The organism is Caldanaerobius fijiensis DSM 17918, from assembly GCF_900129075.1.
Lineage (GTDB): Bacteria > Bacillota > Thermoanaerobacteria > Thermoanaerobacterales > Caldanaerobiaceae > Caldanaerobius > Caldanaerobius fijiensis.
Map to the genome: position 1 here is coordinate 35,152 of NZ_FQVH01000011.1, position 12,409 is coordinate 47,560.

The window sequence follows — 12,409 nt, forward strand, 5'->3', positions numbered from 1 at the left end:
TTTACCACATCTCCTCACACATCAGTAAAAAACGCTTTGCCATACCCGGATTTGACCAGAAATGTGTATGCACATAGGTCGCCAGGCAATTGCGGTATAACAAGCCTTCTTTCCATATGGCGCTTTTATCAGGTTTAGACACCTCATAACAGGCGCTATCTTCATTATAACCCTTTAAAGTCGAATGGTGAAACTCGTGGCCTTTTACTATCTCTCCCTTGGTCATCAAAATATTATCCCTTAATGCCTCAGCTTGAACATACCCAAAGCGTTGAAGCCTCCGGGTCATCTCACTACCCACTTCAAAGATACCTACCATATCGTAGGTACAACCTGCTAAATCTTTGAGGGATCTCGTCAGATACATAAGCCCGCCGCATTCAGCGTAAACAGGCATACCCTCTCTTACAGCATCCTTTATAGACGATTTCATGCTATTGTTCTCACTAAGTTCCTTAGCAAATATCTCAGGAAATCCACCACCTAAATACAACCCCTTTACACCATCGGGGATCTTATCATCGCGTATGGGACTAAAGGGTATCAATTCACCGCCCAACTGCTCCAGTAGCTCAAGGCCGTCACTATAATAGAAGTTAAAAGCCTCATCCATAGCCACTGCTACAGGTACCTTGTTTCTTAACGGCACTATTTTTTCTGGAGCCTGATAGGATACACTACCCGCCTGTTCTGCTATCTTCAGTATCCCGTCTATATCTATATATCTTTCAATCAACTCATTTAATCGTGCAAAGGAAGCATTTAATCCTACCATCTCACTGGCAGGCACAAGACCCAGATGCCTGCTGGGAAGTTCGATAGCCTTATCCATGGGCAAATACCCCAACACTTTTAATCCCGTATCCCTTTCAACACACTCTTTTAACAGGTGAAAATGTTTCTCACTGCCCACTTTATTGAATATGACACCAGCTATATTTACCCTCTTATCATAATTCACATATCCTGAAACCAGTGCAGACACACTGGCAGCCATAGCCCCCGCATCTATTACCAAAATAACCGGGAGATTTAACAATTTTGCTACGTGAGCAGAACTTCCATAAGCAGTGGTGCCTACGCCGTCATAAAGCCCCATAACGCTTTCTATCAAAGATATATCGTACCTGTCAGTATTTCTAGCATAGAGAAATTTAAGCGTATTTTCACCCAACATAAAAATATCCAGATTGGTAGATGGCGTCCCGGTAATATACCTGTGATACGATGGATCAATGTAATCAGGTCCTACTTTGTATGGTTTAACCCTGTACCTTTTAGATAATACACCCATCAACCCCATACTCACCGTCGTCTTACCGGACCCGCTATGAGGAGCTGCTATCATTACCCCTTTGGGCAATTCCACGTCGCCTCCTTTTGCGGCTTATACATCTGCGAAGGCAACACCACAGGCATACCACTAATAGGGCTACGAATAATCACCACATCAGTTTCATAGGCCCGTCTTATATTTTCAACAGTAATCACTTCTTTAGCATTACCAAATGCTATAATGTTGCCATCCAGAATCAGCGCCAGCTTCTGGCAGAACTGTGATGCTATGCTCAAATCGTGGAGTACAGCTATAACGGTTATTCCGTTATAACTCAAATCCAGGAGCATATTCATTATCTCATACTGATATTTTATATCAAGATGGGATATGGGTTCATCCAAAAGCAAAACTTTTGGTTGCTGGCATATAGCTCTAGCTATTAATACCCTTTGTCGCTCGCCACCGCTAAGATGTGTTATCAATCTATCCTTCATATGCCATGTATTCGTAATTCTCATAGCGTACTCTACAGCCTTAAAATCATCTTCCGTCTCTTTCTGAAACCACGTATGATAAGGCATTCGCCCCATTTTTACCACATCTTCACAGGTGAAATCAAAATCTATTGCGGTATTCTGGGGCACATAGCCAATATGCCTTGCCCTCTTCTTTATGTCCATCTTACTTATATCAACGCCATCTAAAAGGACCCTACCCATTGATGGCTTCAAGTAACCCGACATATTCTTCAAAAGCGTACTTTTTCCTGCCCCATTAGGACCTATTATGCCCAGAAAACTGGCCTCAGGTATGCTCATGGTAATCCCTTTTAAAATTTCCTTCCTATCGTAAGCGTAATGTAAATCGCATATTTCAAGCATCATTTATTCCTCCTGTTTTTGACAAGGAGATACAGGAAAAACGGGCCTCCTACTGCTGATGTTATAATCCCTATAGGTATTTCCGCAGGAGACAATATGAATCGCGACAATGTATCTGCCCATACTAAAAAAATTCCTCCAGATATAGCACTTATCGGTATCAACATCCTGTGATCAGGCCCTGTAAAAAGTCTGACGATATGCGGAATGATAAGTCCAACAAAGCCGATAATACCGCTCACAGATACAGCCGCCGCTGTTATAAGTGAACCTATAACCAGTAATATCCTTTTCGTCTTTTCTATATCTATTCCTAAATGATACGCAGATTCTTCCCCTGTCAATAAAGCATTTAATTCTTTAGAATAAAGATATACGATAAAGCTCAACGGCAATATTATTACTGTAGATATGATAACTTCTCGCCATGTAACATAACTCAAGCTGCCCATAGTCCAAAACACTATCCTAGACATCTCCTCATGATTTAAGAGCATAAAAAATGAAATAACAGAGGAAAGAAAAGCGCTCACAGCAACTCCTGCCAACAGCATTGACGTCATATCAACTTTGGGACCCTTTTTAGCCATGATATAAACCATAAAAACCGTCACTAAAGCTATTAAAAACGCCAGAGCATTGGTAGCAACAACTCCCAAGCCCAATATAATGGCAATGGTGGCTCCAAAGGCAGCCCCTGAGGAAACACCCAGAACATATGGATCTGCCATGGGATTTTTCAATAACCCTTGAAAACATGCTCCTACCACTGCCAGCGCCATTCCCACCAGGCCCGATTCCAATATTCTGGGTATCCTCAGAGAAAAAAGTATTAATTTATCTGTTTTGTATAGGCCGGGGGTATTAATCGTAGCCAATATTTCAATCAATCTTGCCAATGGGATTTTTACAGCGCCAACCATTGCTGAAAACCCCATTGACAAGACCAAAATAATCAATAACAAAACGTACGTAAAGCCTTTTTTCATGATTATTTAAACGCATCCGGATGCAAAGCCTTCGCTACCGCTTCTAAACCCTGAATTATTCTCGGCCCCGGCCTTGAAATAATGTTATCATTAATGGCAATAACTTTATTTTCTTTGACCGCATCTAAGTCCTTGTAACCCTGCATTTTGTTCAGGTTTTTTATATCTCCGGCATGAGGAGAAGTCAAAATAACCTGTGGATTGTCTTTTGCTAATTTTTCCAGACTGTATTGCGCCCATCCTTTAATATCTGACGCCACATTTATACCACCAGCCATGTCGATGATTTCATCTATAAATGTGCCTTTCCCTGCTGTCCAATTTTGTTGCCCAACCTGAACCGCATAATAAACCTTAACCTTATCTTTATCTTTGACCTTATCTGTTATTTCGGATACCTTTTGTTTCATCTGCGAAATCAGCTTTTCTGCCTCCTCATTTCTATCAGTGATTTTACCTATAAGGCTTATAGAATCGTAGATCTGATTGAAGCTTTGAGCTTCAGATATAACAACTGGAATGCCTAATGACTGAATCTTTTCTACTTCTTCCTTGCTGATAGTGGTAGCAGCAAACACCACATCGGGTTTTTTAGCGGCTATTGCTTCTACATTAGCGCCTTTAAAACCTCCTACCTTATCTATACTTTTAACTTCAGGCGGATAATCATCAAAGTCAGTAACCCCTACGACATTTTTACCGGCACCAATGGTAAAAATAATTTCTGTGTTGCTGGGAGCTAAAGATACTATCCTTTCTGGTTTTTTAGATATTTCCACATTTCTTCCAGTAAAATCGGTTACTTTTAATGGATAGGAAGTATGTTGTACACTATTTTTTACGCCTACTTTGTTTTGCGCAACTTTATTCTGCGCAACCTTTGTCTTGTTTGACGAACTCCCTGCACAAGACACAGAGAAAGCCAACAGTAATATTACAACAACCAAAAGAGCAAAAGTATTTCCTAATCTTCTAAAATCTCTTCTCCTCATTCCCAAAGCACCTCCAAAATAAAATTAAAAGCCTGCCCCTTCTTTGGGCAGGCTTTCTGCGCATAGCAGTCCTATAGACACACTGCAACCCATACTCCTACCGTACAAGCGCTATGTACGTCCAAGCTGTATGCATCACTCCTTCCCTCCGAAGGCTATGCATAAACCTCGTGGCAGGTCTCCTGACTTGCGATTCATTTTACTCCCGGCACCTTCCCGGTTGCCCAGTGGTAATTGCCGGTTTCATCCTCGCTCACAGTAGCGGGGGCTGTAACGGATTTTCACCGTTTTCCCTATTAATCTCCTAAGAGAACCACGAGATCATGTATTAAATTATCATTAAATTACTTTCATCTTAGCATAATTTAACGGAGGTGTCAATGCTCTGGTGCAACCGGCTCTATCGCATTAGCCGATGGAGCATTAATTTTAGCGTCATCCTGGGTTGCATCCATAACATTTGCTCTGTTTGATTGTGAAGGGCTTATATTCTTATCTTTATCCTGCAAGAGTTCTTTGTTCGTACCTCTTCTTATTATAGCGTCAACCGTCTCATAGGTATCTGTGTACAATTTTTCTTTTTTAATAAGCCGGCCATTTTTATATACATATCTGTATACTTCAACAACCATTCCGTCATGAGGTGGTCTCTCAACCTCTTCTTTGCCATACGGCAACTTATCATCGTCCACATAAATGGTCTTTGCCTTATTTACCTTGACGATATCGGACTTAAAATCCAGCGTAATGCCATTCATATAATTGTCTCCATAAAGGTCTACATTAAACCTGTTACCAGAAACGTATGATGATATATAAATAGGGTATTTAGACGTATTTTTAAACCTGAAGTCAAACCAATCACCTGCAATAGTTGCATCCTGGCCAGGAGGTACGTAAGCAACAGGAAATTGATGGTGAATTCTTCTGGTCACATCCAAATTAGCTCTTAAAACGGCGTTGTAAAGGGTTGTAGCAATCTGGCATACACCACCGCCTACGTCGTCAACCAGTTTGCCGTTTACAATAACCGGTGCAGTTTTGTATCCATTAGAAATAACTCTAGGTCCCAGTGTTTTATTAAGTGAAAATTCCTCACCGGGCATCAATAATTTCCCATTTAATGCTTTTGCTGCAGTTTTTATATTATCGGTCCTGTTAGCATCGGCAGGATTAAACTGCGTTGAAAAAGATGATACTTTTGTATTTACCCTTTTAAAGAAATCAGTTGTATATTTAGGCATAACCTCCTGTACTTTAAGTTTTACGCTACCAGCTCCATTTTTTATAGCAGCTAATATCAAATCTTTCGATGCCGCTAGATCAAGTTTTTTACCTTTTTTATCGGGTATGACAGTAAAAACGCCATTGTTAAATAAAAGCCTTGCATCTTCTGAAGGCATATCTACTTCTTTGGCAATAACGCCCAATATATCGTCGATTTTTCTGTCATCGATTTCCATATTCAAACTCAGTCTTACGCCTTTTTTATTGGCATTGTAAATATCCTTAAGCGATTTAATGACATTTTTATCCTTACCTATGGCATAAGCCTTATCCACTACTTTTTCATAGTCATAAGATACGCCTACCTGTGAATAGACAACTTTTTTCTCGCCACTGTCCCATTGAAGTATCAAATCCCTTTGGGTTAAAGGCTCATAATGTTCTTTTAATTTTAAAATAGCATTTTCCTTTGATAGCCCACCTATATTGATACCATTCACATATACATTTTTAACTATAGTTTTTTCGTTTAATAATAAATAAGCATAAGTTCCGCCAAAAGCCACACCCATCATAAATAGAACCAAGATTGTAATTATAAATCCCACGAATATTTTTTTGCCGGTTGTGCTGGTCTCCGACACCATTGTTTCTATCATCCCTTCAAATCATTATAATACTTACAATAAGAATTTACAGGGCAAATACCACATCGAGGTCTTTTCGCCCTGCAAATATTTCTTCCATGGTATATCAACAGGTGATGGGCTTTTCCCCACATTTCTTCTGGTAATATCTCCATAAGGTCTTTTTCTGTCCCGAATGCATCTTTAGATGAAGCAAGCCCCAGTCGATTGGCTACTCTGAAAACATGAGTGTCAACCCCTATAGCATTTACACCAAATGCATTGCTCAAAACTACATTAGCTGTCTTGCGGCCAACACCTGGAAGTTTCATCAAGTCCTCTCTGTTTTGCGGAACCTCTCCTCCAAAGTCCTCTACAAGCTTCTTACATGTTTCAATAATGTGTTTGCTTTTAGCCCTGTACAACCCGCACTCTTTTATCTCAGACTCAATCTCATTTAATTTGGCATGAGCAAAATCTTCCGGCGACCTGTACTTCTTAAAAAGTCTTGAAGTGACCTGATTAACTCTTGCATCAGTACATTGTGCAGACAATATTGTAGCAATTAAGAGTTGAAAAGGATTTTCAAAACGTAATCCTGGCCCAGCACCCGGATATTGTTTCTCCAAAGTCCGCATAATCATATTAGCTGTTTCCCTGTCCATTTGCTCTACTCCTTATCTTTTCCAATGACCACCTTGCAGCATCACTTATGCCTGGTCTGCTATCATTTAAAAAGGATTCTAAAATCTCTAAATACCTGCTATCGCCTGAGTTTCCCATAGCTATTATTCCATTTCTCTGTAAAGTAGTTTTACCTCTCCACCCTGCAGAAGTATGTTTAAATATCTCTTCAAAAATTTTTTTATCCATTTTTGCCACATCTTCTAACGGAATCAGTGGCATAGGAGGTTGTGGAATAAACTCGTTTTTATTTGTATATTTAGCTCTCTTGTTTACAGGGCACACCTCCTGGCATGTATCGCAACCATATATCCTCATACCCATTTTATCCTTTATATCATCAGGAAGAATGCCTTTTTTAACAGTATTATACGATAGACACCTATTTGCATTAAGGGTATAAGGTGAAACCAGAGCACCGGTCGGACATGCTTTTAAGCAAAGATCGCAATCCCCACATCGACTCTCAACAGGAGAATCCGGTGGCAATTCTAATTCGGTTAGGATTTCCCCTAAAAATATCCATGAACCGTATTCGTCATTTATGATACTACAATTTTTGCCATACCAACCAATTCCTGCTCTATAAGCGACCATCCTATCAACGAGAGGCCCTGTATCTACCATATATATACTCTTTACATTATACATCTTTTCAATATATTTTACAAGTTTTAACATCATATCACTCATTACCTTGTGGTAGTCTTTGCCGTATGCACTTCTGGATATAATGGCATAGCCCCTTTGGGGAACATATTTTATAGGTATATTATAACTTAAGCCCAGCGCAATAATGCTTTTTGCCGTATTAAGAGACAACCGGGGTGTAACTCTCTTTTTTATATCCTTTTCTTCAAGACCAGACAGGTATCCTTCCGCTTTTCTCTGGTACAAGATCTCTGCATTAAAGGCTTCCGCTGTAGTAAACCCCACTAAATCAAAACCAAGGCTATAAGCAAAATTCTTTATTTCGTCTTTAATCTCTACACTATCCATATAATCCATCCCGTCCATTTATTACATTAAAAATGCTGCAACTTCAGCGTGAACTACAAGTAATATTATATCACAAAGAAATAAAAGAGAGCAGTTAAGCCCTCTTTTGTTTCCTCTCTATTTTATTAAATTCAAGCATTTTCTTTACCATATTTATCTTATTTTCCTCATTACCCGATTCTTCATCACTACTCTCATCATAGTCATATATCACATCTTGCTCTATAAATTGCTTCTTTTCATATGTAACATCATCTTCCATATCCTGTTTAAGAAATCTTTTCCTGTGCATAGTTTTTCCCCTCCATTCTTTTGCCTAACTCTAAATAAATCGGTCGTTTAATTAAAAAATCTTCATAGTATTTCAAATTAAACATTGAAGCTTTGTCTATATTATTGCTTGATCTCTAAATAATATGTATACGGAGTTTTTATAAATGCTAATTACATTCAAATTACCAATTTAAGTTAAAAGAAATTATGTATTGACATATACCATCAATGTGCTATAATATGATATGTAATTTATGGGGTTATAGCTCAGCTGGTTAGAGCGCTACGCTCACATCGTAGAGGTCACAGGTTCGAGTCCTGTTAACCCCATTTATTTTATTTTAAAAGCTAAAACCATATCTTGACAAATGCGATTATATAACATATAATACTTTAAAAAGCTTTTAAAATGGTTTAAGCTATATTTAAGCTTTAAGCTATAATTAACTGAGGAGGGTTATAATGAAAGTAACTGTAGATCAAGACCTCTGCATTGGCTGTGGAGCTTGCATTGATACATGCCCAGAGGTTTTCGATTGGAATGATGATGGAATGGCTCAGGTTATTGTGGACGAAGTTCCCGAGGATGTAGAGGAGCTTGCCCGTCAGGCTTTAGATGATTGCCCTGTTGAGGCTATAAAAGAGGAATAAAAAAAATGCCGATTTCAATCGGCATTTTTTTATTCCTCTTTCTTTCTTATATTCTCTTCTGGATAAGATATTTCCAGCGACGGGTACTTCTTTTCTCCCTTCTCTTCCTCATTCGTCGATTTCGGTAGCAGAAGATTGAGAAGTATGCCTATAATTGTAGCTGGCCCAACGCCTTGAAATACCAGATTCCCTATATTAAACTTTATTCCGCCGACTCCCAGTGTAAATATAATTGAGGCTATGAGCAAATTCCTCGTATCCGAAAAATCTATTTTATTGTCTATAAGCGTCCTCAAACCGGCAGCAGCTATCATACCAAATAATATTATGGTTATTCCACCCATTACAGGTTTTGGAATAACTTCTATCGCAGCTCCTATTTTCTGGACAAAGCTCAATAGAATAGCTATTACAGCAGCCCCTTCTATAACAGCAGAACTATACACTTTTGTTATAGCTAAAACTCCTATATTCTCTCCATATGTGGTGCTGGGAGGTCCTCCAAATAATGCCGCCACCGCCGTTGCAAGACCATTACCCAAAAAGACGGTGTGTATGCCAGGCTTTTTAATAAGGTCTCTCTCTACGATATTGCCTATTACAAGGACATGTCCCAAATCTTCTACCATAGAGACAATAGCCAGCGGCGCAATCAACGAAACAGCTCCCCATACCAGCTCAGGGCTATGACCTGACAGGAAATTAAATTTAGGTAATGCTATCCATGCTGCCTCCCTTACAGGTTTAAAATTCACAATACCTATCAACATGGCAAATACATATCCGCACATGGTGCCCAGCAAAATAGGTATTATCTTTAAAAAACCTCTGCCAAAAATAGCAAATATAATTATAAACAAAGCTGTAACCGCTGCAACCAGAACATTTTCCTGAGCTTGCTGAACAGCTACCGGTGCCAGGCTCAAACCTATTATCATGACCACAGGTCCTACTACCACTGGCGGCAAAATTTTGTCAATCCAGTCTACTCCGGTAATACTTATGATGATGTATACCAGCACATACAAAAGACCCGCCGCTAACATACCCGTATATGCACCTTTTAAGCCAAATTCTTTTGTCGCAACAATGATAGGTGTAATAAAAGCAAACGACGACCCAAGGTATGCCGGAACATAACCCCTTGTAACCAGATGAAATATAAGTGTGCCGAGTCCTGAAGTAAAAAGGGTCACTGATGGGTCCAGTCCAGTCAATAAAGGTACGAGAACAGTTGCCCCAAACATAGCAAAAACATGCTGTAAGGATAACGGCACAAATTCCCTTACTGGCGGTACTTCTTTGATATCGTAGACTTTTTTACTCAAAAGAATTCCTCCTTTTTAGCCTCACCGGGCTAATTTAAAGTCATCTACAGCATTATAACATTAATACATGAAACTTGTCCACGAAATTTTATTTCAAAGCGTTATAATATTGACTTATCTCGTCATGAGTCATAGCGCCGTTGGCAACCGCTCTTATAATGCCTTTTTTATCTATGAAAAAAGTGGTTGGTATAAATCTAATACCATATGCATAGCCAACATCGCCATTTGTATCCTTCAGAATCTTAAACTCAAATCCTTTATCTTTAATATAGTCTTTTATAGTGGAATCCGATTCGCCTAAATCTACCGCCAATACTTCCAGCTCATCCTTATGGGTTTTATAAAAAGCGTTTATATCCGGCATTTCTATCTTACAATATGGGCAGGTTGTCGCCCAAAAGTTTACCATAACATTTTTCCCTTTCAATTTGCTTAATGTTATCTTGTTTCCATCTAAATCTTCAAGGGTAAAATCAGGTGCCATATCTCCTACGTTTATCCCTACCACAACATTATCTGTCTCACTATTCCCGGTTTTTTGCTCCTTATCCGTATCATATTTTTCAGTATTTTGTGCCTTCTTCTGAGTCTGTGCAGTCTTTGGATTATTTAAATTTTTCTCTGTTTTATCAATATAAATGAGCATAGCTGAAAGCAAAGCAATAATCACAATTCCAATAGCTATAAATTTTTTACTCATATGCTTACTCCTTTCACTTTTATAACCCATAAAAATTATAAAAAGAGCCCCGTAATCTTTTCAAGCGCATTAAAATACGTCAGTGCGCCAAATATAACCATTATAATGCCCGCTAAAACCCTTATATGTCTCATATAAGGGTAAACCGACCTAAAATTTATGGTAATAAAATTTACTGCAATCGCCATGGCTATAAATGGCAACGCCATTCCCACGGAATAAAATGCTAAAAGCGTTATTCCATAAGTCACTGTCTTTGCCATCCCCGCGTACATCAAGATAGAAGACAATATAGGCCCAACGCAAGGAGTCCAACCTGCTGAAAAGGATATCCCCAACAGGAATGAACTTAACAGTCCTCCTGTCCCATTTTCATATTGAAAAAGTTTCCTTTCCTTCTGCATAAAGCGAATTTTAACAACATCCATCATCATCAGGCCAAATAGTACAATTAGTATACCGCTTATTTTTCTGTAAATAATCCTGTTTGCTACTAATATCTTCCCTATCAAGCTGGCCGATGCCCCCATAGCAACAAACACAATGCTAAAGCCAATAATAAATGCTAACAATCTGCTATAGTTCCTTTTCTCTGTTCCTAAAATGTATGATAAATAAGCAGGTAACAAAGGTATTATACATGGTGAAAAAAAAGATAATAGGCCCGCAAAAAAAGCTGCTAATGCACTCATGATGTGGTTATGCACCTCCCTCTTCCCACCCCCTGTACTTGGGGTCTTTTCTATTATATTATAACTTTATTTACATTGCAATATGATTTATCTTAACACCAAAAGATTAAAATTTACCAGGCAAATAAAAAGAGAGTGTAACACATACACTCTCTCCTGAATACCAAGGTAACCCTTTTTATCTTTTTGAAAATTGTGGTGCTTTTCTGGCTTTTTTAAGTCCGTATTTCTTCCTCTCTTTCATTCTCGGATCTCTTGTCAATAATTTGTATTTTTTCAATACAGGCCTCAACGTTTCATCTGCCATCAATAAGGATCTTGCGATGCCCAGCCTTATTGCGTCAGCCTGACCTGTAAGACCACCGCCAACAACCTTTGCACTTACATCAAATTTATCGGCCAGATTTGTCACTACTAACGGCTGCCTTACGATATACCTCTGTGTATAGGTGGTGAAATATTCGTCTACAGGCCTGTCATTTACTATTATATTACCTGTCCCAGGGTACAACCTTACCCTTGCTACAGATTTTTTTCTTCTACCCACACCGTAATAAGTAAGAGCCAATATTTTTCCTCCTTCCATTAAATATCCAATGCTTCAGGCTTTTGTGCTTGGTGATTGTGCTCTGGCCCTCTGTATATTTTCAGCCTTTTAATCATCTTTCTTGCCAGCCTATTTTTTGGCAGCATCCTTTTAACCGCCAGATACAATGCTTTTTCTGGATTTTTCTCCATCAATACTTCATAGCTGGTCTTTTTCAGTCCTCCGGGATAACCCGTATGTCGAATATACATCTTATCTTTTAGCTTATTGCCTGTCAATACTATTTTGTCAGCATTGACAACCACCACAAAATCTCCTGTATCTACATGTGGAGTATACACAGGCTTATGCTTACCCATAAGTATAACAGCAATCTTACTGGCTAATCTTCCAAGGACTTTATCCTTAGCATCTACTAGATACCACTTTTTCTCTATCTCATTTGGTTTTGCCAGATATGTTTTCAACTTCTTTACCTCCTCAAAAAGCATAGAATGAAAAACCGGGGCTTAAATTACACTATGTTTTAGTATAATAT

At 38.8% G+C, this 12,409-nt stretch carries 14 protein-coding genes, 1 tRNA gene and 1 riboswitch; of the genes, 2 read left to right on the forward strand and 13 right to left on the reverse strand.

The window, feature by feature from the left end; genetic code table 11:
- Window position 1: 1 nt before the first annotated feature.
- From BUB87_RS06170 to BUB87_RS06205, 8 genes are all read right to left on the reverse strand, one after another.
- Complete coding sequence (locus tag BUB87_RS06170) at window positions 2-1,363, reverse strand: cobyrinic acid a,c-diamide synthase CobB (protein ID WP_073342880.1); 1,362 nt, start codon at window positions 1,361-1,363, stop codon at window positions 2-4.
- Complete coding sequence (locus BUB87_RS06175) at window positions 1,348-2,163, reverse strand: ABC transporter ATP-binding protein (RefSeq protein ID WP_073342882.1); 816 nt, start codon at window positions 2,161-2,163, stop codon at window positions 1,348-1,350. Before BUB87_RS06175 ends, BUB87_RS06170 begins: the two co-directional genes overlap by 16 nt.
- The gene (locus BUB87_RS06180) at window positions 2,160-3,155 is read right to left on the reverse strand and encodes a FecCD family ABC transporter permease (RefSeq protein ID WP_073342885.1); all 996 of its coding nucleotides are present in this window, start codon (window positions 3,153-3,155) and stop codon (window positions 2,160-2,162) included. Before BUB87_RS06180 ends, BUB87_RS06175 begins: the two co-directional genes overlap by 4 nt.
- Window positions 3,152-4,141, reverse strand: a complete 990-nt coding sequence (locus BUB87_RS06185) for an ABC transporter substrate-binding protein (protein ID WP_073342887.1) — start codon at window positions 4,139-4,141, stop codon at window positions 3,152-3,154. Before BUB87_RS06185 ends, BUB87_RS06180 begins: the two co-directional genes overlap by 4 nt.
- A gap of 155 nt (window positions 4,142-4,296) precedes the next feature.
- A riboswitch (cobalamin riboswitch) is annotated at window positions 4,297-4,474 on the reverse strand.
- A gap of 44 nt (window positions 4,475-4,518) precedes the next feature.
- A complete protein-coding gene (locus tag BUB87_RS06190) occupies window positions 4,519-6,027 on the reverse strand; it encodes a VanW family protein (protein WP_084110970.1) in 1,509 nt (502 codons plus the stop codon).
- Complete coding sequence (gene nth, locus BUB87_RS06195; protein ID WP_073342892.1) at window positions 6,024-6,659, reverse strand: endonuclease III; 636 nt, start codon at window positions 6,657-6,659, stop codon at window positions 6,024-6,026. The genes BUB87_RS06190 and nth overlap by 4 nt, the downstream gene beginning before the upstream one ends.
- A complete protein-coding gene (queG, locus tag BUB87_RS06200) occupies window positions 6,640-7,677 on the reverse strand; it encodes a tRNA epoxyqueuosine(34) reductase QueG (RefSeq protein ID WP_073342895.1) in 1,038 nt (345 codons plus the stop codon). The genes nth and queG overlap by 20 nt, the downstream gene beginning before the upstream one ends.
- 94 nt (window positions 7,678-7,771) lie before the next feature.
- Window positions 7,772-7,969 (reverse strand): hypothetical protein, encoded by a 198-nt coding sequence (locus BUB87_RS06205; protein ID WP_073342897.1) that lies wholly within the window; start codon window positions 7,967-7,969, stop codon window positions 7,772-7,774.
- Between the two features lie 237 nt (window positions 7,970-8,206).
- On the opposite strand from BUB87_RS06205, the gene BUB87_RS06210 reads away from it, so the two are divergent.
- Together BUB87_RS06210 and BUB87_RS06215 are read left to right on the forward strand one after the other, a co-directional pair.
- Window positions 8,207-8,280 (forward strand) — tRNA-Val (locus BUB87_RS06210).
- A gap of 132 nt (window positions 8,281-8,412) precedes the next feature.
- The gene (locus BUB87_RS06215) at window positions 8,413-8,601 is read left to right on the forward strand and encodes a ferredoxin (protein ID WP_073342900.1); all 189 of its coding nucleotides are present in this window, start codon (window positions 8,413-8,415) and stop codon (window positions 8,599-8,601) included.
- Window positions 8,602-8,630: 29 nt separating this feature from the next.
- Here BUB87_RS06215 and BUB87_RS06220 read toward each other — a convergent pair whose 3' ends face one another.
- From BUB87_RS06220 to rplM, 5 genes are all read right to left on the reverse strand, one after another.
- Window positions 8,631-9,929, reverse strand: a complete 1,299-nt coding sequence (locus BUB87_RS06220; protein ID WP_073342904.1) for a solute carrier family 23 protein — start codon at window positions 9,927-9,929, stop codon at window positions 8,631-8,633.
- An 88-nt stretch (window positions 9,930-10,017) separates the two neighbouring features.
- Window positions 10,018-10,632, reverse strand: coding sequence for a TlpA family protein disulfide reductase (locus BUB87_RS06225; RefSeq protein WP_073342907.1), 615 nt, complete (start codon window positions 10,630-10,632; stop codon window positions 10,018-10,020).
- Window positions 10,633-10,667: 35 nt separating this feature from the next.
- On the reverse strand, window positions 10,668-11,324 hold the full coding sequence (locus BUB87_RS06230; RefSeq protein WP_073342909.1) for a cytochrome c biogenesis CcdA family protein: 657 nt from the start codon (window positions 11,322-11,324) through the stop codon (window positions 10,668-10,670).
- A 178-nt stretch (window positions 11,325-11,502) separates the two neighbouring features.
- Window positions 11,503-11,910, reverse strand: a complete 408-nt coding sequence (rpsI, locus tag BUB87_RS06235) for a 30S ribosomal protein S9 (protein WP_073342912.1) — start codon at window positions 11,908-11,910, stop codon at window positions 11,503-11,505.
- A complete protein-coding gene (gene rplM, locus BUB87_RS06240) occupies window positions 11,910-12,338 on the reverse strand; it encodes a 50S ribosomal protein L13 (protein ID WP_073342915.1) in 429 nt (142 codons plus the stop codon). Before rplM ends, rpsI begins: the two co-directional genes overlap by 1 nt.
- Between the last annotated feature and the right edge of the window lie 71 nt (window positions 12,339-12,409).

Bases quoted from the DNA above. Each gene is read 5' to 3' on its own strand.
- BUB87_RS06175 (WP_073342882.1), bottom strand. From the start codon at position 2,163: ATGATGCTTGAAATATGCGATTTACATTACGCTTACGATAGGAAGGAA.
- BUB87_RS06185 (WP_073342887.1), bottom strand. From the start codon at position 4,141: ATGAGGAGAAGAGATTTTAGAAGATTAGGAAATACTTTTGCTCTTTTG.
- BUB87_RS06190 (WP_084110970.1), bottom strand. From the start codon at position 6,027: ATGATAGAAACAATGGTGTCGGAGACCAGCACAACCGGCAAAAAAATA.
- nth (WP_073342892.1), bottom strand. From the start codon at position 6,659: ATGGACAGGGAAACAGCTAATATGATTATGCGGACTTTGGAGAAACAA.
- queG (WP_073342895.1), bottom strand. From the start codon at position 7,677: ATGGATAGTGTAGAGATTAAAGACGAAATAAAGAATTTTGCTTATAGC.
- BUB87_RS06205 (WP_073342897.1), bottom strand. From the start codon at position 7,969: ATGCACAGGAAAAGATTTCTTAAACAGGATATGGAAGATGATGTTACA.
- BUB87_RS06215 (WP_073342900.1), top strand. From the start codon at position 8,413: ATGAAAGTAACTGTAGATCAAGACCTCTGCATTGGCTGTGGAGCTTGC.
- BUB87_RS06225 (WP_073342907.1), bottom strand. From the start codon at position 10,632: ATGAGTAAAAAATTTATAGCTATTGGAATTGTGATTATTGCTTTGCTT.
- BUB87_RS06230 (WP_073342909.1), bottom strand. From the start codon at position 11,324: ATGAGTGCATTAGCAGCTTTTTTTGCGGGCCTATTATCTTTTTTTTCA.
- rpsI (WP_073342912.1), bottom strand. From the start codon at position 11,910: ATGGAAGGAGGAAAAATATTGGCTCTTACTTATTACGGTGTGGGTAGA.